This window comes from Salmonirosea aquatica (assembly GCF_009296315.1).
Lineage (GTDB): Bacteria > Bacteroidota > Bacteroidia > Cytophagales > Spirosomataceae > Salmonirosea > Salmonirosea aquatica.
On record NZ_WHLY01000002.1, the window covers coordinates 581,672 to 602,168 of the forward strand.

General features: G+C 50.6%; 24 protein-coding genes. 2 read left to right on the forward strand and 22 right to left on the reverse strand.

What is annotated here, in order from left to right:
- Window position 1 precedes the first annotated feature (1 nt).
- The 6 genes from GBK04_RS03395 to GBK04_RS03420 form a co-directional block, all read right to left on the reverse strand.
- On the reverse strand, window positions 2–1,378 hold the full coding sequence (locus GBK04_RS03395) for an ATP-binding protein (protein ID WP_152756846.1): 1,377 nt from the start codon (window positions 1,376–1,378) through the stop codon (window positions 2–4).
- A gap of 140 nt (window positions 1,379–1,518) precedes the next feature.
- Window positions 1,519–2,559 carry a DNA polymerase IV gene (gene dinB / locus GBK04_RS03400; protein ID WP_152756848.1) on the reverse strand — a complete coding sequence of 347 codons (1,041 nt, stop codon included), beginning with the start codon at window positions 2,557–2,559 and terminating at the stop codon, window positions 1,519–1,521.
- 23 nt (window positions 2,560–2,582) lie between these two features.
- Window positions 2,583–3,128: a hypothetical protein gene (locus GBK04_RS03405; protein ID WP_152756850.1), complete on the reverse strand. Its 546-nt coding sequence runs from the start codon at window positions 3,126–3,128 to the stop codon at window positions 2,583–2,585.
- Between the two features lie 64 nt (window positions 3,129–3,192).
- Window positions 3,193–4,002 (reverse strand): glycerophosphodiester phosphodiesterase family protein, encoded by an 810-nt coding sequence (locus GBK04_RS03410; protein ID WP_152756852.1) that lies wholly within the window; start codon window positions 4,000–4,002, stop codon window positions 3,193–3,195.
- Between the two features lie 59 nt (window positions 4,003–4,061).
- Window positions 4,062–4,646: a hypothetical protein gene (locus GBK04_RS03415; protein ID WP_152756854.1), complete on the reverse strand. Its 585-nt coding sequence runs from the start codon at window positions 4,644–4,646 to the stop codon at window positions 4,062–4,064.
- 111 nt (window positions 4,647–4,757) lie between these two features.
- Window positions 4,758–5,456, reverse strand: coding sequence for a helix-turn-helix domain-containing protein (locus tag GBK04_RS03420; RefSeq protein WP_152756856.1), 699 nt, complete (start codon window positions 5,454–5,456; stop codon window positions 4,758–4,760).
- A gap of 161 nt (window positions 5,457–5,617) precedes the next feature.
- Here GBK04_RS03420 and GBK04_RS03425 point away from each other — a divergent pair, with 161 nt between their 5' ends.
- Window positions 5,618–5,905, forward strand: a complete 288-nt coding sequence (locus GBK04_RS03425; RefSeq protein ID WP_152756858.1) for a hypothetical protein — start codon at window positions 5,618–5,620, stop codon at window positions 5,903–5,905.
- Between the two features lie 178 nt (window positions 5,906–6,083).
- On the opposite strand, the gene GBK04_RS03430 is transcribed toward GBK04_RS03425, so the two are convergent.
- A complete protein-coding gene (locus GBK04_RS03430) occupies window positions 6,084–7,868 on the reverse strand; it encodes a sulfatase family protein (protein ID WP_152756860.1) in 1,785 nt (594 codons plus the stop codon).
- A gap of 201 nt (window positions 7,869–8,069) precedes the next feature.
- Here GBK04_RS03430 and GBK04_RS03435 point away from each other — a divergent pair, with 201 nt between their 5' ends.
- Entirely contained in the window at window positions 8,070–8,432 is a 363-nt protein-coding gene (locus GBK04_RS03435; protein WP_152756862.1) for a DUF4890 domain-containing protein, read from the forward strand.
- A 63-nt stretch (window positions 8,433–8,495) separates the two neighbouring features.
- Here GBK04_RS03435 and GBK04_RS03440 read toward each other — a convergent pair whose 3' ends face one another.
- From GBK04_RS03440 to GBK04_RS03510, 15 genes are all read right to left on the reverse strand, one after another.
- Window positions 8,496–10,091, reverse strand: a complete 1,596-nt coding sequence (locus GBK04_RS03440) for a peptide chain release factor 3 (protein ID WP_152756864.1) — start codon at window positions 10,089–10,091, stop codon at window positions 8,496–8,498.
- A 26-nt stretch (window positions 10,092–10,117) separates the two neighbouring features.
- Window positions 10,118–10,315, reverse strand: coding sequence for a hypothetical protein (locus GBK04_RS03445; RefSeq protein ID WP_152756866.1), 198 nt, complete (start codon window positions 10,313–10,315; stop codon window positions 10,118–10,120).
- Complete coding sequence (locus tag GBK04_RS03450; RefSeq protein ID WP_152756868.1) at window positions 10,305–10,796, reverse strand: PIN domain-containing protein; 492 nt, start codon at window positions 10,794–10,796, stop codon at window positions 10,305–10,307. The genes GBK04_RS03445 and GBK04_RS03450 overlap by 11 nt, the downstream gene beginning before the upstream one ends.
- A gap of 3 nt (window positions 10,797–10,799) precedes the next feature.
- Complete coding sequence (locus GBK04_RS03455; RefSeq protein WP_152756870.1) at window positions 10,800–11,411, reverse strand: inorganic pyrophosphatase; 612 nt, start codon at window positions 11,409–11,411, stop codon at window positions 10,800–10,802.
- A gap of 174 nt (window positions 11,412–11,585) precedes the next feature.
- The gene (locus GBK04_RS03460; RefSeq protein ID WP_152756872.1) at window positions 11,586–11,783 is read right to left on the reverse strand and encodes a dodecin family protein; all 198 of its coding nucleotides are present in this window, start codon (window positions 11,781–11,783) and stop codon (window positions 11,586–11,588) included.
- Window positions 11,784–11,930: 147 nt separating this feature from the next.
- Complete coding sequence (locus GBK04_RS03465; RefSeq protein WP_152756874.1) at window positions 11,931–13,235, reverse strand: serine hydrolase domain-containing protein; 1,305 nt, start codon at window positions 13,233–13,235, stop codon at window positions 11,931–11,933.
- Window positions 13,236–13,325: 90 nt separating this feature from the next.
- The gene (locus tag GBK04_RS03470; RefSeq protein WP_152756876.1) at window positions 13,326–14,054 is read right to left on the reverse strand and encodes a carbon-nitrogen hydrolase family protein; all 729 of its coding nucleotides are present in this window, start codon (window positions 14,052–14,054) and stop codon (window positions 13,326–13,328) included.
- A 34-nt stretch (window positions 14,055–14,088) separates the two neighbouring features.
- On the reverse strand, window positions 14,089–14,445 hold the full coding sequence (locus GBK04_RS03475; RefSeq protein ID WP_152756878.1) for a VOC family protein: 357 nt from the start codon (window positions 14,443–14,445) through the stop codon (window positions 14,089–14,091).
- A gap of 126 nt (window positions 14,446–14,571) precedes the next feature.
- Entirely contained in the window at window positions 14,572–15,432 is an 861-nt protein-coding gene (locus GBK04_RS03480; protein ID WP_152756880.1) for a DUF2306 domain-containing protein, read from the reverse strand.
- On the reverse strand, window positions 15,413–16,054 hold the full coding sequence (locus GBK04_RS03485) for an FMN-binding negative transcriptional regulator (RefSeq protein WP_152756882.1): 642 nt from the start codon (window positions 16,052–16,054) through the stop codon (window positions 15,413–15,415). The genes GBK04_RS03480 and GBK04_RS03485 overlap by 20 nt, the downstream gene beginning before the upstream one ends.
- Before the next feature lie 22 nt (window positions 16,055–16,076).
- Window positions 16,077–16,706, reverse strand: a complete 630-nt coding sequence (locus GBK04_RS03490) for an NADPH-dependent F420 reductase (RefSeq protein WP_152756884.1) — start codon at window positions 16,704–16,706, stop codon at window positions 16,077–16,079.
- A gap of 139 nt (window positions 16,707–16,845) precedes the next feature.
- Complete coding sequence (locus GBK04_RS03495; RefSeq protein ID WP_152756886.1) at window positions 16,846–17,523, reverse strand: substrate-binding periplasmic protein; 678 nt, start codon at window positions 17,521–17,523, stop codon at window positions 16,846–16,848.
- A gap of 11 nt (window positions 17,524–17,534) precedes the next feature.
- Window positions 17,535–17,834 carry an antibiotic biosynthesis monooxygenase gene (locus GBK04_RS03500; RefSeq protein ID WP_152756888.1) on the reverse strand — a complete coding sequence of 100 codons (300 nt, stop codon included), beginning with the start codon at window positions 17,832–17,834 and terminating at the stop codon, window positions 17,535–17,537.
- 50 nt (window positions 17,835–17,884) lie between these two features.
- Window positions 17,885–19,498, reverse strand: coding sequence for a nucleoside hydrolase-like domain-containing protein (locus GBK04_RS03505; RefSeq protein ID WP_152756890.1), 1,614 nt, complete (start codon window positions 19,496–19,498; stop codon window positions 17,885–17,887).
- Between the two features lie 17 nt (window positions 19,499–19,515).
- Window positions 19,516–20,412, reverse strand: coding sequence for a poly(ethylene terephthalate) hydrolase family protein (locus GBK04_RS03510; protein WP_152756892.1), 897 nt, complete (start codon window positions 20,410–20,412; stop codon window positions 19,516–19,518).
- Between the last annotated feature and the right edge of the window lie 85 nt (window positions 20,413–20,497).

The following is a 20,497-nucleotide window of genomic DNA, read 5'->3' on the forward strand; positions in this document are numbered from 1 at the left end:
CTTAGTTAACTTTTCCCTGGGGGATTCTGATAATAAATTCGGTAAATGCATCCTTCTCACTCTCTACTTCCAGCGAGCCGTCGTGGCCGACATGAATGATCTCGTAACTGAGCGAGAGCCCCAGACCGGTACCCTGCCCCGTCGGTTTGGTTGTAAAAAAAGGCTCAAAGATCTTCGCCCGCACTGAGTCCGGAATTCCCGTACCGTTGTCTTTGATCCTGATTTCTACAGTATTGTTTTCCTGCCGGGAACGTAGCCAAACGGTGGGGCGGTACCCCTCTCCCACCGCTTTCTTTTTCTGCATGACGGCATAAAACGCGTTGTTGAAAATATTGAGCAACACCCGTCCAAAATCCTGCGGGGTTATCTTGGCCATCAGTACCTCCGACTGGAAGTCTTTTTCCAACGCCGCGTTGAACGACTTGTCTTTGGCCCGCAGGCCGTGGTAAGCCAGCCGCATGTACTCGTCGGCCAACGCGTTCACATCGATAACCTCCTTCTCCCCGCTGCCCGTGCGGGAGTGCATCAGCATACCTTTCACGATGGAGTCGGCCCGCTTGCCGTGGTGTACCATCTTCTGCATGTTATCGGCCAGGTCGTGCAGGATTTCCTCGATCAATTCCTTATCGGGTGTATCCTTTTCCTGCTCCTCCCTCAGCTCCTCGATCAACTCGCTGTTAACCTCGGCGAAGTTGTTGACGAAGTTCAACGGATTCTGGATTTCGTGGGCGATGCCGGCGGTCAGCTCGCCCAGGGAGGCCATTTTTTCGGACTGAACAAGCTGGCTTTGGGTGGTTTTGAGGTGATCGACAGCGATCAATAGTTCCTCCTTCTGCTTGGTAATTTCAGCGGTCCGTTCAGCTACCAGAATTTCCAGTTCGGCTTTGCGGGCCTGCATCAATCGGTTTTCCTTTTCTTCCTCCAGCCGTTGCTGTCGCTCGGCGGCTAACTGCTTTTGCTGCCGCTTATTCTGGTACCACATCGCGATCACCCAAACGATCGCGATCATTTTGAACATATCGAAATAGTCGTCGTACTGCTTGTAAACATTCCGGGCAACCAGTTCGAGGGCATCTCCCAGCACCGCGATAATAATCAACGGTATCACCGACAGCATGAGCGAACGTACGGATTTGAATTCCTCGCGGGTGTAGATGATCCCCACAAACGCCCCCATGAATATATGCCATAGCCAGGTTACAAGCGCCGGGGGCAAAGTACTGTTGGAGGTAAGGTACGGCAGGCAGAGCAGCACAATGGCCAGGTACCGGGCGTATACCAGCCACTGGTTCCAGCGGGGGTACACCTCTTTCGTGTTCAGGTTTTTTTGAATATACTGCACGAAATACAGCACAATGAGCAGATACGAGAGCTCCATAGCGAGTCAACAGAGGGTAAGAGTCGGTTTCGGGTTTGGGCACGAAATCAATAAGCCGACAGCAATTTACTGCTTTTCCCCGCTCTTTGCCAAAAGCCTACCCTTTTAGAAGCCCGTACCTTTGAAAAGTACGGGCTAATTCAAAAAGTAAGTGTCAGTTGCTTGCCCTCGTAAGGCTGGGAATCTTCGAGGTTGGAAAGCGAAACGCCCAGCAGCCGAACCGGAAGCGGTAGGGGAAAATTTTCTTCCAAAAGCTCGAAGGCCAGGTTTTCAAAAAAGCCCCGTTCCCGGATCGGCAGGAACGACGAGCGGCTGCGCGTCATGATCTGAAAGTCGTTCAGTTTAATTTTTACCGTCACGGTGCGGCCATATACCCCGGTACGCTCGCACCATTTCCACACATCGTCCAGGAGCGGAATCAGCCCGCCCTGCATTTCGGCCAACGTATCCAGATCCTGAGCAAAGGTATTTTCCGAGCCCACCGACTTGCGCACGCGGTCGGGCTCGACGGGGCGCTCGTCCTCGGCGCGGGCAATGCGGAAGTAATGCCCGCCCGCTTTGCCGAAGTGTTGCCGCAGAAAACTTTCCGTTTGCTGGCGTAGGTCGAGGCCGGTCAGGATACCCAGTTCGTGCATTTTCTGAGCCGTTACCCGCCCTATGCCGTGGAAGCGTTCGATGGGTAGCTGCGCAACGAAGTCCTTGCCTTCTTCGGGTTTTATTACAAATATACCATCCGGCTTGCGGTGGTCGGAGGCCAGCTTGGCCAGAAACTTATTGTACGATACTCCCGCCGAAGCTGTAAGCTGAGTTGCCTGCCGGATGCGTTGCTTGATTTCCTGCGCAATGAGTGTAGCCGATTTGATACCCCGCAAGTTTTCCGTCACATCGAGGTAGGCTTCATCCAGCGAAAGGGGTTCGATCAGGGGGGTATAGTCGGCGAAAATGGCGCGGATTTGCGCCGATACCTGCTTATATACTTCAAAACGGGATTTGACAAAGATCAGATGCGGGCATTTTTGCCTCGCCGTTCGGGACGCCATGGCCGATCGCACGCCGTATTTGCGCGCTTCGTAGCTAGCCGCGGCCACCACGCCCCTATCACCGCCGCCCCCCACGGCCACGGGTTTGCCACGTAGCTCGGGATGGTCGCGCTGCTCGACGGAGGCGAAAAACGCGTCCATGTCTATGTGAATGATCTTGCGCACTAGTTGTTTGCATTCCCTACGCTCCGCAGATTGGCCAACTGATTTTTTACCAACAGATATTGCTCATGTTTCATATCGTGCCTGCGGTCCGCTTCTTCCATATATTTTAGGTAGGTAGCCATGCTACGTTCGCTATCCCGCTGATGCCAGGCTACGTACCAGGCCGCCTCAGACCCCGCCTCCCCGAATTTGGCTATGCACGGCCAGCCGTATTTGTCGAGTATTTTATTCAAAAGCTTTTTATTTGCTTGATCGTTTCCATATATCTTTTTCCAGTAGTAATCCTTCCGATCGGGATTGCCATTGTAGAGGCTGTCACGATACTGCTGATCCGCCTGGTACATGTGGCCGAGGAGTACCTTTACTTCGTCGATCGACATAGCCTCGACCGCTACAAAAGGGTCGATGTCGGCATCCATCAAAACCGAAGCCGGTTCATATTCGGCCCAAACAGCTTCCAGATTATTGGTCAATTTCTGCTTGCCCGCATCTTTTTCCTGACAGGAAATCACCAGTAGCAGCGGCAGCATGACGAAATGTTTCATCAGGGTAGTTTTTTAGTTGAATACCTTACCAGGCAAACGGAAGAATTTGCGTGCAAAGTGTAGCTTAATGAAGGTTTCGCTGTTTCAGATACCGGATCAACGCCTCGGGATGATCGGTCTGCATTCCCGACACGCCTTTTTGTAAGGCAGCATTCCAACTTATGGGGCCTTCGGTGGGTGACTGCACATCGAGCCATACGTCCACTCCGTGCTTTCTGGCTTCCTCCACGCGTTCCGGGGTCTTCAGATTGTCCAGCACCTGCACGTTGACCTTTTTAAGAAAAGTTTCCAGATCATGGTTTGTCAAATATTTTTCCGGCAGACTCGTCATCAACGGCAGATTAGGGGCGGTATTTTTCCATTGCTGATACTGTTCTTCCTTATTGAGATAGACAATAACCTGGTTTTCCATGTTGGCCTGCTGAATCAATTTCCAGGTTTGGCCTATATCAGCCTCTTTAAAATCCAGGTACACATTTATCTTTCCCTTGCAAAGTTTCAAAATGCGCTTGAACTCGGGGATGCTGTACTTTTTTGAATCAGTCGTTTTCAAGTGCAGATGTTTGACTTCCTTCCAGGTCAAATCGCTTAGCGGCCCCTGCCCATCGGTAGTGCGATTTACGGTAGCATCGTGGAGCAACACCATTTTCCCGTCTTTTGTCGTTCGCAGATCGACTTCCACATAATCGGCACCGACCCTGATGGCTTCCTTGCAAGCGGCCAAGGTGTTTTCAGGCACCTTGACATGGTTTCCCCGGTGCGCGATCACCACCACAGGGTACCGCTTGGCAGGCACTTCCTGCCCATGAACTGAAATAGCAACAAGCAGGTACCAGAGCGCCGGGCCGATTACGCGTATCGATTGAAAGTGCATCAGAAAGTAGTTTTCACTACACTACCTGTTTTCTGAGTAATCGGGCTACCCTCAGCCGCCTAAAAGCATTCGGCTAAGGTAAAGCTACTTTCCTTTAGAAATTCCTCAAAACCTCCGAACCACGCGTGTACGGTATCCCGGTCCAGGAAGGTATGGCGGCGGCTTTGCAGCGAATGTAGAGACATGTAGGGCCAGCGTCCATTTCCCTGAACCGCTTCGTGATACAACGGGTAAAGATGCAGCAGTTCAACGCGGTGAGAAACTTCGGCCTCATTGGGAAGGTATTCGCAGTGCCAGCCCCTTTCGTTTTCCGAAAAAGTAATGTTCAGCGAACTGTGATACCGGGCCACGAAGTTTGAAATCTGGCGCTCAAGGTACCCCTGACAATCCTCGGCTACTTCCTCGATCCCGGCCCCTACCCGCTCGGTATGGCGTTGGAGAGAAGCTTCGTCCCTGATTTGCAGCAGCACAAAAAAAGAATCCGGTAACAGACAATAAGCAAATGTACGGGCAATGGGCTGAACCTGACGGCAATACAAAAACAGAAAGTGCAGGTAGTCGTCGTGGGATGGAAAAAGCAGACTGCCGCTTATTTTTTTCGAAAACTGGTAGTAAGAGTTGGGGATCAGGTGTGCCTTGTTCATTGATTCGTTGCGCTTTTATACGTTTTCAGATTCACTCAAAAGCATTCAAAACCCTGCTACCCCTGCACCTACCTTACTCCAATTATCAGGGCACTCTGCAATCTATTCCGCTTAGCGGGGGAATTCCGTGTCGAAGTATCCGGCGAAGCGCCAGATTTCGTGAATATCGTCGCGCATTACGGGATAAGGCGCGTAACGCTCGTTGGTAGATTTCAGCACCAGCAGACCTTTTTCTTCCAGATAATTGAACACTTTTTTGAGCACCACCCCCTCGTCCTGCGTGACGACCAGACAAATCGTACCGCTCTTGATCGAATGCCAGTTTTCCACAAATTCGCCCATGACGGTACATCCTTCGCGTAAGGGTGGCATCGAGTCACCCTCGTAGGGGAAAGCACGGTACTTGCGGTCCCGCGCCAGGAAAGGTAGCTGAAAGGCGGGTAGTTCACTGATGTAATCTACGTCGCCGTAGCCCTGCGCGTAGCCGCCCATCGCCCGTACGGGTACATACTCGATGTTTTCCTGGTTTTCAGCGTTAACGGTCGTCACCAGTACCCGCAAATTTTCTTCTTTGACCCAGGGCCGGACCTGCATGGTAGACAGGTCATTAGTAAGCAGGTCGTCGCACGATATTTTGAAATAATCGGCCAGGCGCAGCATGTCCTCAAAGGAAGGCTTGGCCCGTCCCGATTCCCAGGCCGCCAGGGTCGATTTTTTGAATCCCAACTCCTCGGCCAGCTTTTGCTGGGAAGGCCGGGACTCGTGATTGTTTCTGAGGAATGAAATATTTTGAGCAAAAAACACAGACATATGCAGCAATTAATTTTTCTATGCGTAAATATAATAATCAAAAACTAAAAATTCGAGTACATTTCAGGAAAAATGCTGGTATTTTTTTTAATCAAACCACCAGGCCTTAGCTTTATTTTTTCGTTTGGCCATTTACCTTCACAACACCTACTAGTAACCCCATGACGTATACGGAATTTAAGGAATCGCTGAAAAATGACACGCCCGCCACGGGACTGAACCCAATACTGGCGGCCCTTTGGCACGACGCTAAAGGCGACTGGGAAGCCGCCCACCATGTGGCGCAATCGCAGGAAGGTACCCGCGCCTACGATCGGCTGCACGCCTACCTGCACCGCGTGGAAGGCGATACCTGGAATGCGAACTACTGGTACCGCCGGGCCGGAAGTACCATGCCCGAAGGTACCTTGCAGGACGAATGGGAAAGTCTGGTGAAGGGGAATTTGTAAATAGCTATTAGCTAATGGTTAATGGCTTTTTTTAAACAGAGGCCCTGATAACTTTTAAGGAAGCTGTCAGGGCCGATGATTAGCTTATGTGTGAGATTTGACAACTTTCAAAAAGTTGTCAAATCTGGAATATGGGATAGGAGAAGACTTACAGGACGACGTTCAGTTCTTTAAAGAATCAGTCAGTCACCTTGAACAGCTGAGTGGGTGAATATTCCGACACGCGGTTGTCTTTGTCCCAGATCCTGACTTTCCAGAAATAGTCGGTATTGGCTTGCAGGGGTACCCTGGGGCTGGAAGGTGCCTTGGTGGTGGCATTGGCAAATTCGCCCGAAACGCCGGCCGCCGATTTGTCCTTCATCTGTCCGCTATCCCACACGTCGCCCAGATTCTGTTCACTTTTTTCGGGAGAAGAAGATACCAACACCTGATAGGAAGTTTCCTTGCCTGCGTACGAGGGTGTGGTCCAGCGAAACGGCGTAGCGGCTTCAGTCAGTACTTTTTGCCCACCGGTCTGTGTCCAATCTACGGTCAGGTTTGTGGGGGGAGCCGAATTTCCGTCGCTGAACCTTTGGGCTAACTCGTCGTTTTTCTTGCGTAGAGCCAGCAGTTGTTTTTTATATTTAGGGTCAGCCGCCAGGTTACGGATTTCCTTCGGATCGCCTTTGAGCGAATACAGCTCTTCGGTGGATTTGTCGTTCACATAGCGGAAGTACTTCCAATCTTTGGTCCGGATGCCCTCGCTGGGCGGGATGTTGGCAAACTCCCACAGATGCTCGATCAGAATGGTATCGCGTTGCAGACTTTTGGTGGTACCTTTCACGAGCGGATACAGGCTTTTTCCCTGCCATTTGGTGGGCGCCTTCACCCCGGCGATGTCCAGAATTGTTTTCGGCACATCGACATTCAGGGCCATTTCGTCCAGATCCAGATGTTTATTGAGGCGCGGATCGTAGATAATCAGGGGTACCCGGATGGAGTTATCGTACATCAGCCACTTGCCTGCCAACTGCCGCTCGCCCATAAAGTACCCATTGTCACCCATGAGAATAATGATCGTATTCTGATCCTGCCCCGTTGCTTTCAGGCGTTCCCGGATTTTGGCAATTTCCAGATCGATCCCCGAAATCATACGGTAGTAGCCCTTAACGCTATGCTGGTACTTTTCGGGCGTGTCGTAACGCCAGTACCACCGGGTCCGGTTAAAGCCGTCACGGACGGGTTTGGGCAGCCGGTTGAAGTACATGTCTTCGCTAAGATCGGCCTTGGGCATCTCGGTACTTGCCAGCAGATGATCCGTTTCCTTTTGCCAGAAGTACTGATCCTTAGCGGAATCATGGGCATGCGGCGCGCTGAAACTCAATGACAGGCAAAAGGGCTTGTCTTTGGGGGCTTTATCCAGGAAATCCAGCGCCTGTTGCCCGGTGTAGCGCGTCAGATGGACAGTATCGTTGCCGATTTTCTTGTAGTAGTACCCCCGCCGGTCGGGGTACGGGCCGCGGTCGTAATCGTCATGTACATCGAAAAGCTTCTCTTTATCCTTATACTTTACCCCAAATTTCCCGAAAAAGCCCGTGTAGTAGCCCGCGTCCCGCAATACCTTGGGGTAGGCAGTCTCCATGTACTCGTCCCGAATCGGCCCCGTCGTGAAGCTGTACCGATGGCTACGCTCGTACATCCCGCTCAATAAAGTAGCCCGGCTGGCCGCGCAGATGGGGGTACTTACCGCCGCGTTTTTGAAATACACTCCCTGACGCGCCAATTTATCCATTTCGGGGGTATGAATGAGTTTATTACCCGCGTAGCCGAGCGCATCCCAGCGCTGGTCGTCGGTGAGGATGAAAATAATGTTGGGTTGGACCGAGGCCTGCTTTGTGGAAGTTGCGGTCTTTTGGGCCATTAATGGTTTGCCCGCCAGCAGAATAGAAAGACAGGCAAAGAGGAATGAACGGGTACGCTGCATATGCGATGGACTTGTTTTGTACAGGATACCGAAAACCGGAAAACCTACCCTTGAGGGACGATTTATAGCACATAAAACCCTCACCGACCTACCCTCTACTCCGCTGGCGGAAGAATTTATTCTGTCTGAATAATTACTCATTAAACTTCCTCCAATATTTGATCTCTAATCCCCGTTCTAACCAATAAACGACTTCTAGAAATGAGAAAATTAATGATCATGCTGGGCTTGCTGGTACTGGGTACCGCTTCCTACGCACAACAACGCGGTGGTGGCAACGCTACTCCCGAAGTACGGGCCGAGCGGCAGACGAAGATGATGACGGAGAAGCTCGGGTTGTCCGAGGATCAGCAGAAGCAAGTGTACACGCTGCAACTGGCTCGGGTAAATAAAATGCAGGAGCTGCGCGAATCACAAAACCGGGATGGAATGAGAACCGCCAACGAAGAATTCCAGAAAAACCTGGCGGCTATCCTGACCCCGGATCAAGCAAAGAAGTATGAAGAAATGGAAGCCGAAATGCGCGCCCAACGCGGTGGCGGCGGTCAACGCGGACCGAGGTAATGATGCGTGTTGAAAGCCGAGTGATGAATGCTATAAAAAACATTCATCACTCGGCTTTCATCATTAAATAACGGCTTCCGTTTTAAATTCCGACGTGAAGTGGAACTGAATGCCGGGGTTGTTCTCGCGATTCATGCGAATCATCCATTCCGATTCGGCCAGAAAAACGGGATTATTGTCTTTGTCGTAAGCGATCTGGTTGCCTTTCAAACGGATGAATTCGGCGAGTTTCTGTTTGTCGTCGGCCGTGATCCAGCAGGCGCGGGAAATATTCATAGGTACCCAGCGACACTTTGCTCCGTACTCGTTTTCGAGGCGGTACTGGATCACATCAAATTGCAGTTCACCTACGGTACCTACGATTTTCCGATTGCCCAGTTCCAGCGTAAATAGCTGCGCTACGCCTTCGTCGGTAAGTTGCTGCACGCCTTTATCCAATTGCTTGGATTTCATAGGATCCAGATTGACCAGCTCCTTGAATATCTCCGGCGAGAAATTGGGGATACCCGAAAATTGCAAATCCTCCCCTTCGGTGAGCGTGTCGCCAATCTTGAAATTTCCGGTGTCATACAAGCCCACCACATCGCCAGGGTACCCCTCTTCCAGAATACTTTTGTCAGAAGCCATGAACGTGAAGGGACTCGAAAACCGCACGTCCTTGTTCAGCCGTACGTGGTGGTAAAACTTGCGCCGCTCGAATTTGCCCGAACAAACCCGGAAAAACGCGATGCGGTCGCGATGGCGCGGATCGAGGTTCGCGTGAATCTTGAACACGAAGCCACTCAGCTTATCTTCGGTCGGTTCCACGGGCCGCACGTCGGTCGGGCGCGGCTGGGGGGTAGGTGAAATTTCACAGAAAGTATCCAGCAATTCTTTTACCCCAAAATTGTTGATGGCGCTCCCAAAAAACACGGGAGCCAGCTCGCCCGCATCGTAGGCTTCTTCCGAAAACGGATCGTACACACCTTCGATCAGTTCCACTTCTTCGCGCAGGGTAGCCGCATCGCGCTCGCCCAGTAGTTTGGGGAGTTTTTCGTCGTCCAGACCAATCTCCACCACATCTTCCTCAATCTTGGTTTTATTAATGCGGAAGAAATACAACTTCTTCTCATACAGGCTGTAGACCCCCTTGAACTGCGCGCCCATGTTGATGGGCCACGTCAGCGGGCGTACCCTGATTTTGAGCTTGTCTTCTAATTCATCTAGCAGATCGAACGGACTTTGTCCCTCGCGGTCGAGCTTGTTGATAAAAATAATGACGGGTGTCTTTCGCATCCGGCATACCTCCATCAGGCGTTCGGTCTGTTCCTCCACGCCTTTCACGCAGTCGATGACCAGGATTACACTATCCACCGCCGTGAGGGTACGGTAGGTATCCTCGGCAAAATCCTTGTGGCCCGGCGTGTCCAGAATATTAATCAGCAGATCTTTATACTCAAACGTCATCACCGAGGTAGCCACCGAAATACCGCGCTGCTTCTCGATTTCCATGAAGTCGGAGGTAGCGGTTTTCTTAATTTTATTGGACTTCACGGCCCCGGCCGTCTGGATGGCTCCGCCAAACAGCAGCAATTTTTCGGTCAGTGTAGTTTTACCTGCATCAGGGTGACTGATGATGGCAAATGTCCGGCGTTTTTTTATTTCTTCTTGGTAGCTCAATGGGATATTATATTGTCAAGGTCGTACTATTGAATGGCAGCGGATGAGTCATTTTCTTTCCCCACCTTTTCGCGCTTTTTCCTGTAAATTTCTTCGATAATGGGTTGAGTGCGATCATGCATAATTTGCATTGCTTCACGCAGAGGCATGTCTTTAAACTCTTCATAAAGCTTTTCCTTCCATTCCCAGACTTCAAGTTGGGCTTTTGATATTTTAGGTTCCATAATCAATAAGCTCAATGGGTGTAATGATTTTTAAAGGATATTTATAACCGAGCTCGTAGTTTTTGGCAAGAATACGCTGCTCTCTATTAATGTTCGCTAAATGTTTAAAGTTCCAGCTTACCAGATAGTCGATCTTGGCAACAGTGCAGCATGCAACGTGCAGAGCATCAAGGATTTTTCTGACAGGCAATATGGTTCCGTCCAGATACGCCTCTGCCAGAGAAACTACTTCTGCCGATTCTTTCAGTGGCAGTAACGAAATAGGATATTCCTGAAAAACACGCAGTAGGCGGTTTCTGTTTTCCTCGTTCCGAGTTTGGTTTATTTCATCAAGTACATATTCTGTGATATAGGTATCGTAGATTGACAATTTGATAAAATCCTCAAAAAAGGCTTCTGTAATCTCTTTCTTCTCCGGGGCATCGTCCGCAAATAGGAAGTTGATTACCGAAGTATCAAGGTACACCGTAGGCTTTGTCATGAATCAATAAAACGACTGCTTGTAATCCTCCACCGAGGTACGGATTACCTCGTGGGCTTCTTCGCGGCCGTAAACATTCGCTATTTCGATGAGGGCCGTTTCGCCGGGCAGGTTTTTGTAGGTCAGGAAGTAATGCTTCAGGCGCTCCACCACGTTGGCAGGTACCTCGTTGAGATCCTGATAGGAACCATAGACTTCGTCGCCTTTGAGGACGGCGATGATTTTGTCATCCGCTTCGCCCTTGTCGATCAGGCGGATGCCACCGATGGGACGCGCTTCGCAGATAATGTCGCCGTGCGAAATGATCTTCTCGCACAGTACACAGATATCCAGCGGGTCGCCATCGCCCTCGGTCACCTCACGGCCCGAGCGTTCCTGCGCCAATAGCGCAATTTGTTCGCCGCAGTAGGTTTTGGGAATGAACCCGTACAGAGCGGGGACAATGTTGGAATATTTCTGCGGGCGGTCGATCTTGAGGTACCCCGTCTGCTTATCGATTTCGTACTTAACGGTATCGGTAGGAACAATTTCTATAAAGGCCGTCACGATTTCGGGCGATTTCTCACCGATCGGGATACCGTGCCACGGATGGGCCTTATGTACGTTTGCGTTCATGGTTATGTCTTGGTTTAATCAAATTACGGTGCAAAGATAATCTTTCCCAAGCCAATAACCCACGGAAATGTACAACTACGTATTTCCGATTTCTTCAAAATTCAGTTAAAAAAAAGCAGGAGCGACCTTCCGGCCGCTCCTGCTTCATCGTATATCGTTTGCAACTTTGGGGTGTTACTGCACTTCAAAACTGATTTTACAGTTGACCCGGTACTGGGCGATCTTACCGTCTTCTACAGTGGCGCTCGTTTCGTGAATATAGATCGATTTAATACCCCGTATGCTCTTGGATGCTTCATTGAGGGCGTTTTGGGCGGCGTCTTCCCAGCTTTTACTTGAACTGGCCATGATTTCAATTACCTTGATTACCATACTTCTGTCGTAAATTTTTTGGTTGGATTACTAATTAATTTGCACAAAATAACCAAAATATTAGACAAAACCCAGCAATCAGGACTAAATCAGAGTACGCGGGATGTTCAAGGAGCGCTTTATCTCGCAACCGAACGCCAAGGTACCTCAATCGTCCAGCGCCTGGTAAATCATGCGGATAAAGGTGGCCTCGCTGGTGTCGCCCGGAACGTTCACGGTTTGTTTCATGAGCACGGCCACGATTTTCTCCTGCGGATCGGCGAAGTAGTTGGTGTTGAAGTACCCGCCCCAGTTGAACTTACCTACGCTACCCAGCCCCCGGTCGTGGCCGATGGGATTGACCACACTAAATCCCAGACTGTAATGCATCGGGCCGTTCTCGCCGCTGAACAGAGTACCCGTCTGATTCGAGACGGTGAGGAGTTCGGTATTCACGCGGCTGAGGTACCTTTTGCCGTCATAAGCTCCACCGTTGACGAGCATTTGCAGGAAAATAGCGTAGTCGCGGGCCGTGGATGATAAGCCTCCGCCCCCGGAAAAATAGGTTTTGGCACCCGTGCGCGGAAAGTTGGTGTCGAAAAAGGCCCCGTCACTAGCCGTCCAGCGGCCATTTTGTAATTGGTGGACCGTCACCAGTCGGCCATACTTGGCAGGGGGTAGATAAAAGTAGGTGTCATTCATGCCCAACGGCTCAAACAGGTGCGTATTTAAAAAGACATCAAACGGCATGCCCGACACCACCTCGATGAAGTAGCCCAGCACATCCAGTCCTTCGGAGTAGGAGTACTTTTCGCCCGGATTGAAGTGCAGTGGCAGCTGGGCCAGTTTCGCAATATTTTCTTTGAGCCGGAGGGGCGTCGTTGTCCAGGCATCCACGATTCCTGCCTTGTAATACAGGGCCCGGAAACGCTCGTCGCCGTCGATTGCTCCGTAGCCCAGGCCTGAAGTGTGGGTCAGCAGGTGGCGAATGGTAATTTCGGATTTGGCCGGTTGTGTGGTGTAGGTACTGTCCGAAAAACGAAACGAGGTAAGTACCCTGGGATTTTTGAACTCGGGAATGTACTTCGAAATGGGATCGTCCAGGCTGAATTTACCCTCTTCGTACAGCATCATGACCGCCGTGGCCGTGATGGCTTTGGTCATGGAGGCGATACGGAAAATATCATCCTTTTGCATAGGCCGGTTGGAAGCTACGTCGGCCAGTCCGTACGCTTTGTGGTAGACGATTTGCCCGTTGCGAATCAGAATCGCTACCAGACCGGGTAGCTTGTTTTCTGTCACGTAGCTTTTCATAACGCCATCGAGCCGATCCAGCCGCTCGACCGACATACCGGTAGTTTTGTAGTTTTTGACCTCAACCAGCTTCTGATTGGGAACCGAAGTAGTCAGTTTGGTTTGGGCCGCCAGCGGCAGTCCCAGGAGAAGCAAGAGGGAGAGTAATCGAAGTTTCATAAAGGGGTTTTTCGGAATAAAGTACAAAAAAGGCGGCCTTTAACGACCCGGACTGGTATTTTTTACAAAAGCAGGGGTACTTTTACCTACCTAAACCCCAATGCACTGGCACTGCTGAGTATCGAGGTCAAAGAGCAGCACACCTTCATCACGCTCGTTCATTTGCGCCAGCAATGCCCCTTTGCTGTTCCAGACGCCCGATTTCCCGCCGCCTTCTTCACCTTCGCACGGTCCCACGCAGTTGGCCATGAGTACCGTCATGCCGTAGTCTTTCGCAATAGATGACAAGCGTTCTTCGGCCTTCGGGATGCCGCGTGCCGTTTTGGCTACGCTGGCGAGGTATATTTCCGCCCCATTCTTGGAGGCTGCTTCGGCATGTGCGGGCACGGATAGCTCGTAGCAAATTGCAAGCGCGAGGGTACCTTTGCTGCCCAATGTACTCAGGGTACCCTGGCCGCTGACGAAGAATGCCTCTTCATCGGGATGAAGGTACCTCTTGGTGTACACCTGCCTCGGCTGGCCAAGTTGAAAAATGACCAGACTGATGGTGATGCCTAGCGGAGTTTTTAAAGGTACCCCTACCCCCAGCGTCAGCCGGTGGTAATTGCTCAGCGCCTGAAAATCATCCAGTCGGCCATCGTGCAGATCCATCGCTAGGGCGTGGGCCAGGGTAGGTTCATAGCCCGTCAGGGACAGTTCGGGGAAGATGAGCGTGTCGGCTCCGTACGAGATTATCCGATCGATCAGTTTTTTGTGGGCCACGATGTTGCCGGGAATATCGCCGGGCATGGAGCGTATCTGGGCGATAGCGATTTTCATTTACAGAATGATTGGCTTTGTGTACGGCACCAGTCTATTCATAATACCCAACTTCAATCATCAGGCTGTCAAATGTAAAGTAGAAGCCGAAGCTATCCCGGATTTTTCCTGGTGCCTTTCCTACTGAAACCCCACCACTTAGCAGCTTTTCATAGGTTTCTGTCACTGCGTCTGCGCTGTCCAGCAAAAAGCCAATATGAAAGGCCGCCGGGTACTCCGCCTGCCCATTTTTGTTGGCCATAATCACCAGCGAGAAGTCGTCAGTGCCTTCCAGAACAGCAATGACATTATCTCCCTTTACCTCGGTGCATTTAAAGTCGAAATAGGTCTCAAAAAGGGTAATGGCCTCGGCCACATTCGAGACCACTAAATTGATATGATTCAGTTTCATTATCCGTCGTTTGTATACTTTTTGGCTTTAATTCATAGGTCCGCAATTAGTTTGTCTAGGGTACCCTGACTTCCCTACCGTCATCCTTTTGGATTTTAGATCTGTCCAAACGGAATGTATAGCGCCTCAGGTACCCATAATCCATGAAAGAATGGCTGGTCCCCAATAAATTTTAGTGAAATAATAGGTACCTACCACCAAAAAAGTGATCATGAGCAGCAGTACCAGGGCAGAAAGCACATTCAGCACGGCCGATGTTTTGTACCTAAGCGATCGGATAAAAACCTCAGCGACCAGCAAATTGGGAATATAGAAGAAAAAGGCCATCACCCGGTCGAACGGCCCCTGAAAATTATCCAAATGTCCGGCGCCATCGGCCAGCATGATCCAAAAACCGTAATCCATGCGGTAGAGCCACGAACCAATGGCCAGGGCGTACAGGCGTAAGGCCCAGGCGCGGTGCTTTTCGATGCGGCGGGCTCGGGCGTGCCGGAAGGTTTGTATGCCCGCGATGAACATCAGTATACCGTACAGAGAAAAACCGATGCTCATCACCGTGCCTCCGATGGTACCTTTGACCAGAATAAAGACCAGCCCTCCGATAGCCGCCAGCAGCGCGGCGGATACATAGACGCGCCCCACCCAGCGGTGAAAGCGGGAATACCGGACCCGGATGGCTTCAATCAGTTGAATACTGCCGAGCATCAGGATAATGCCCCCCATGGCAAAATGCAGGCCGATGCCCAGGGTGGCATAGACAGATTCTTTTTGATACAATCCCGGCAAAATATTATTCCATTTTTCCAGATTGCCGCCAAACAGCGCCGCTGCATAAAAGGCCAGGATGTACAGCCCAAACAAGCCCGCGCTGACCCATACCGTAACTACCAGCACCACACCACACCAGCGCACCAACCGGGCCGTCGTTTTGGCTGGCTTTTGCGCGGGTACCTCCCGGATGAGTGAATTAGGATCGGCCGTTGTCATACGAGACATTAGGTTTTGAAAGGTCCATCATATAGTCCGCAATCGATTTTTCATTCGTATCCTGACTCTGCGCGAGCGATTCAATTATTTTCTGCTTTTCGCTGTCCGTCCGGTTCTGGCTCAATTTCTTCTTGGCTTGAATATCCGTGATCGTCATCTCAAAAGCAACAATTCCTTTGGTCATTTTCACTTTGTATGCTTCGGGAAAGCCGTTCCATAGCCCGCAGTATTCAGACTCGTAATTTTCAATGGTTTTTTCAAGAATCCCAAGGGTCTGCTCGTACCCTTCCATCAATTCTACTTTCCCATAGGCGTGCACCGCTACGTAATTCCAAGTCGGCACGTTGAGTTCTTTGTCGTAGTTTTTGGTGGAAATATAGGCGTGTGGCTCGCTGAAAATCGCCAGAACGGTTTGGTTCTCAAGGTACCTCCAGTGTGCATTGGCTCTGGCCAAATGGGAAAGCAACACGATGGTGTCGTTTCTGAGCTCGATTACAAAGGGTAGGTGCGTCGCCGTAGGGGTACCTTCCTTCGTCGAGATGAGGGTGGCAAAACTAAAACGCCGCATGAAATCTACGATTTCGTTGCGGTCGTTCATTTGGTTGGTCGAGGGGATGTACATTACTTTTCCGCGTTAGCAGGTTTTACCCAATGAGCTTGCGTATCCCTTCCTCCGATTCCTGCTTGCCGTAGAGTTTTTCGTCGGGCTGGGAGATTTTAGTTTGGGACAAATCGCCGAGGTACACGCCCACAAAACCGATGCTGGCCAGAATCGCCTCCAGTACTTCTTTGGCTTTCTGATCCGCAGCCCCGAAGGGAACGGCCAAAGGTACCCCTTCACTGAACGCCCGGTCGGCCAGCGTTTTGGCGGGAATGCTGTTGAAGGCCTTGGCTACGTGCGCGCCCGGAAAGTAGCTGGCCGTCCATTCGCTTTCGAGCAGCCCTTTTTCCTCCATTTCCTCACCGGGCTCCTGACCGTCGCGGCCGGGGTAGTAGTTGTTAGCATCGATCAGTACCTTGCCCGCCGGGTCAGCCACTTGTTTGGCAACCTCCGGCGTTTTGCCAAAGGGGTACGCCAGCAAAAGTACCTCGCCAAACTGGGCCGCCTCTTCTACAGTACCTACCTGCGCGTTGGGGCCGGCCTGCTCGGCCAGCGGTTGTAGTTCCTGCGGATTGCGGGAGCTAAACATCACCGCATGTCCGGCATTGGCAAAATGTTTTCCGAGGCCACCCCCGATGTTGCCCGATCCGATAATTCCTATTTTGTATGTCATTTTGGGTCTAACTGTTTTTACGTGATCAATGTACCCTATAAAGGTAGGATATTTCCGGCTTACGAGTTTCGGATCGACTTGGGTATGTACGCTGCCAACTGATTCTTCGCCAACACCTTGTTATCGTCCGTTTTATTGCTCAAAGTTCTGCTCCTTTGAACCATTTTTGTTGTAGCTCCTCCAATAATCCATTGCTGCTAAATTTGTCCATACAAACATCCAGTTTTTTCTTTAAGTCAAGATTATTTTTATTCAACATGATCGCATACTGGGCAGATGTATCGGGAAGCAAGCTACTGATGGAAAGTTCTGGATTATCTTGTGTGAGGCCGAACGCTATGGGCGAATCATCAAGTAAGGCATCGATTTCCTTTTTTCTCAATTGGCTGTATAATTCTTCGTTGCTATCCGAATATTCTAACTTTATATCAGAAAATTTTTCTTTTAGGTACTTCTCCGCTTCGGTACTGATCCTTACACCAATCCGTTTTCCGGTCAAATCATCCAGGCTTAATCTATTGCTTTGATAACACACCACACCGAGGTGAAAATCCAGGTAAGGTCGGCTAAATAAAAATTCCTTTTCGCGTTCGGATGTTTTGGTCGCAGCGGAGCAAATCACATCAATTTTTTTATCTTGTAAATCTCTTATTATATCTTTCCAAAAGGAAACTGAGTATTCTAATTCAAGGTTTAATTCAGCCGCTATTTGGTTCATCAGGTCTACTTCAAACCCTTCAAAATTACCTTTTGAAAAATCAGTATGCAGTGGAACAGGCGCGGCAAAGTCTAATCCTATTTTTAACTTCTCATTCATTTTATTCCGATTCAATAAAAGGTCTCATAATGTTTCACTTCCTCTTCAAACTCCAATAGGTACCTTTTATCTTCGTCATAGTATTTTGCTTTCTCAAACGCTTCACCGGCAAACGCCTTGATGCTGTGGATCGTATCCCATTCAGTGATGGTATAAAAATGACAAATGTCGCCTTCTATTCTCCGGAGTATTTTGGCCGAAACAATGCCCGGAGTTTCGGCGTATTCTTTCAGTCCGGTCTCCCGGATGTATTGCAGGTAAGCGTCGGCGTCCTGCGCTTTCGTTCTTCCATGCCAAATTCTTGTTATCATGTCGGGTGAAGTTATGTGGATGCGGAATAAAAATCAATATACTCCCAATATCAGCTACTCCTGATCGTAACAATCACCCGCTGGTACCGGGTGAGCGCGGGGGTACCTTGATCGGTTGCTTCAATAATCAAATGGATGGTTTGACCGCCGATGGCATCTTTCGGAATTTGAATTTCGGTTTGCAGCGACTCAGGATTTAGAATACTGACCTGTCCCGGATAGGTACCTACCCGGAACTGCCACCACTTCACGGAAACCGCATTCCCATCCGGGTCCGATACCACGCCGTTCAACCGTATTTTGTCTCCCGCCACCGCCATGATATGCAGGGGACCCGCAATTTTTACAACGGGTTCATGATTGGCTTTGGCATAGGTACCCGTGACCGACCACGCAAGCCGGGCCGCAAAGTCGCGCTGAGCCTGGGGAAAGAAATTGGGGTACGTTTCAGTCGCGTTTTTATTGGCCTGGTTCAGGGTACTGAGGGCATTGGCCATTGCCGCGGCGCTTGTATCAGGAGCCGATGAACCGGAGGCCGGCATTGAAAAATTGAAAATAGCCTGATTGCCCGTATCACGACCACCCCACCCGCCGTAAAATCCGGCTTCGTAGGCACGCAGGCCATTGCCCAGCATATTCATGAACGTGTGGTTATCCCCCTCGCCCAGCCACGACCCTTTGGGTTGCACCGGCATCCACACTTTGTAGCCCATCCGTTTTAATTCTTCATTGCTGAAACCATCCAAGCCAAAATAATCCAATTTATCTCCCGGAACCATCTGTTTCCCGTCGCCCCACACCCGGTACAGGGTACCCAACGGTCCCCGGCTGGAAACATTTTCCTGCATCCAGGCCGGCGTCAAATACGAAGCATTGTCCTGACTGGCCCGCAGCTGCGCGCCGTAGCCATAGTTGGGTCCAAGCCGGAATTGCCGGTATTCGATGGCCGGCCAATTGAGTTGGATGTAGGTAGCATAGGTATCGTCCTGATCTCCAGAGGGTAGCAAGACCACTTTCCGGGCTATTTTCGATTGCATATTCTCCCATTCGGTGGTGTATTGATACTGCTCCTGAATGGATTTGAGCGCCCGGGCGATGGTACTTTGTCCGCCCCAGGCCGTAATAAAAAGCTGACCTGGCTTATCATCCAGAATTAGCGATTTAATAAGTTCCGAGCCCGGTGAATCTTGTGAGATATCTCCGTCAAATTCAATGTTGCCGTACCTGATTTTGGATTTCAATACAGCCGGAGCGGGGTACCCTGGGTTGTGGATTTTAAGATTGGGATACACCTTTTCGTAGGCTTCAACGGCCTCATGAATGAAACGTTCTTTGTCGGCCCATCGCCACGAAGGACACGGACAGGTGTCCAGGCCAAAACGCGTGTATTCCCGCCCCGGCACAAACCACTTTTTACCCTTTCCATTACCTTTCCAGTGGAACATACTACTGGCGTACACCAGCCCTTCAATCTCCAAATCGCTGCTGTATAGCAGCAACCGGATGAGAGAGTTGTTATCGTCGAGTTCCGGGTCGGCCGTGACCACAATCCTGGGTTTTAGCTGTTTTTCAACGTTCTGTGCGGTGGCAGGATTTGAAAGTAGACACAAAGCTGTGAAAGCTATCGTAGAAATGCACAGGAAATATTTTGGAATCGGGTTCATCTTTTGTGGGGTGTTTTTCAGGGCATATTCTTCTTGGCGACCGTCCAAACATCCGACTTCCAAAGATCGCTCGATTCATTGGTGAACAAGGTACCTGCCTGCTTATCTCCTTTCAACTGCCATTGGTACCAGGCCGTGGCCACCCGGGCAAACTCGCCGCCGTGTGGTTTGCTGTAGGTACCTCCGTGTCCGACATCCATATTCGCCACAAAAACGGGTACGTGATTGATTTGCGCGTAATCGTCCATGCCGTTGTTGTAGGCAATGTCCGACGGCCCGCCGAGCAGATAGAGCGTGGGCGTGTGAATTTTTTTCAACTGATCCTTCCTGAGGGCCGGCATCCCGGGCATTCTGCTACCGGCCGGATCTTTAAAAATGCCGCTGTTCAAAACGACCGTGGTACTCACCCGCGGATCGCCCGCCACTTCGAGGGTTTGCAAGCCTCCGCACGACATCCCGCTGACGGCAATTTTCTTGACGTCAATCTTTTGATAGTACGGGCTGTTTTTATCACTATTCTGCGCGATGGCCCAGTCGATGGCATCCAGCAGTTGGTTGGAAGTGGAACGATCCCTTACTGGTTCGCCCGTTTCCTTCGGCATCACGCCGATCGCGATGACCAGAAAACCATGGGAAGCCACTTCACTCAAAAAGTTGACGTGCTCAAAGGGCGAATTGAAGCACGCCCCGTTGCCCCAGGCAATAATAGGCAGCTTTTCTTTTTTGCCAAACGGGTTGAGGTCTTGGGGCCGGAATACTGTATGTGTAGGCAGGGAAGCCTCCGTCATCATCACGGCGCTGTACGGGCCCGTACCGCCATCTTCCACGATGCGGGAGGTACCCTGCTGCGCCCGTGCTGCATTGATCGACAGTAAATAAATCAGCGCGATTAGGGTGGATATTGATTTTCTCATGGGTTCAAGGATTTAGTAGTTATTTGTTTTGAAGTTTAGCTAGGCAATGGTAGAGGGTACCCTATTTTGCTCGTGATCGTGTTTG

Coding starts and splice junctions, on each gene's coding strand:
- GBK04_RS03395 (WP_152756846.1), bottom strand. CDS start 1,378: ATGGAGCTCTCGTATCTGCTCATTGTGCTGTATTTCGTGCAGTATATT.
- dinB (WP_152756848.1), bottom strand. CDS start 2,559: ATGGACGCGTTTTTCGCCTCCGTCGAGCAGCGCGACCATCCCGAGCTA.
- GBK04_RS03405 (WP_152756850.1), bottom strand. CDS start 3,128: ATGAAACATTTCGTCATGCTGCCGCTGCTACTGGTGATTTCCTGTCAG.
- GBK04_RS03410 (WP_152756852.1), bottom strand. CDS start 4,002: ATGCACTTTCAATCGATACGCGTAATCGGCCCGGCGCTCTGGTACCTG.
- GBK04_RS03415 (WP_152756854.1), bottom strand. CDS start 4,646: ATGAACAAGGCACACCTGATCCCCAACTCTTACTACCAGTTTTCGAAA.
- GBK04_RS03420 (WP_152756856.1), bottom strand. CDS start 5,456: ATGTCTGTGTTTTTTGCTCAAAATATTTCATTCCTCAGAAACAATCAC.
- GBK04_RS03425 (WP_152756858.1), top strand. CDS start 5,618: ATGACGTATACGGAATTTAAGGAATCGCTGAAAAATGACACGCCCGCC.
- GBK04_RS03430 (WP_152756860.1), bottom strand. CDS start 7,868: ATGCAGCGTACCCGTTCATTCCTCTTTGCCTGTCTTTCTATTCTGCTG.
- GBK04_RS03435 (WP_152756862.1), top strand. CDS start 8,070: ATGAGAAAATTAATGATCATGCTGGGCTTGCTGGTACTGGGTACCGCT.
- GBK04_RS03445 (WP_152756866.1), bottom strand. CDS start 10,315: ATGGAACCTAAAATATCAAAAGCCCAACTTGAAGTCTGGGAATGGAAG.
- GBK04_RS03450 (WP_152756868.1), bottom strand. CDS start 10,796: ATGACAAAGCCTACGGTGTACCTTGATACTTCGGTAATCAACTTCCTA.
- GBK04_RS03455 (WP_152756870.1), bottom strand. CDS start 11,411: ATGAACGCAAACGTACATAAGGCCCATCCGTGGCACGGTATCCCGATC.
- GBK04_RS03460 (WP_152756872.1), bottom strand. CDS start 11,783: ATGGTAATCAAGGTAATTGAAATCATGGCCAGTTCAAGTAAAAGCTGG.
- GBK04_RS03465 (WP_152756874.1), bottom strand. CDS start 13,235: ATGAAACTTCGATTACTCTCCCTCTTGCTTCTCCTGGGACTGCCGCTG.
- GBK04_RS03470 (WP_152756876.1), bottom strand. CDS start 14,054: ATGAAAATCGCTATCGCCCAGATACGCTCCATGCCCGGCGATATTCCC.
- GBK04_RS03475 (WP_152756878.1), bottom strand. CDS start 14,445: ATGAAACTGAATCATATCAATTTAGTGGTCTCGAATGTGGCCGAGGCC.
- GBK04_RS03480 (WP_152756880.1), bottom strand. CDS start 15,432: ATGACAACGGCCGATCCTAATTCACTCATCCGGGAGGTACCCGCGCAA.
- GBK04_RS03485 (WP_152756882.1), bottom strand. CDS start 16,054: ATGTACATCCCCTCGACCAACCAAATGAACGACCGCAACGAAATCGTA.
- GBK04_RS03490 (WP_152756884.1), bottom strand. CDS start 16,706: ATGACATACAAAATAGGAATTATCGGATCGGGCAACATCGGGGGTGGC.
- GBK04_RS03495 (WP_152756886.1), bottom strand. CDS start 17,523: ATGAATGAGAAGTTAAAAATAGGATTAGACTTTGCCGCGCCTGTTCCA.
- GBK04_RS03500 (WP_152756888.1), bottom strand. CDS start 17,834: ATGATAACAAGAATTTGGCATGGAAGAACGAAAGCGCAGGACGCCGAC.
- GBK04_RS03505 (WP_152756890.1), bottom strand. CDS start 19,498: ATGAACCCGATTCCAAAATATTTCCTGTGCATTTCTACGATAGCTTTC.
- GBK04_RS03510 (WP_152756892.1), bottom strand. CDS start 20,412: ATGAGAAAATCAATATCCACCCTAATCGCGCTGATTTATTTACTGTCG.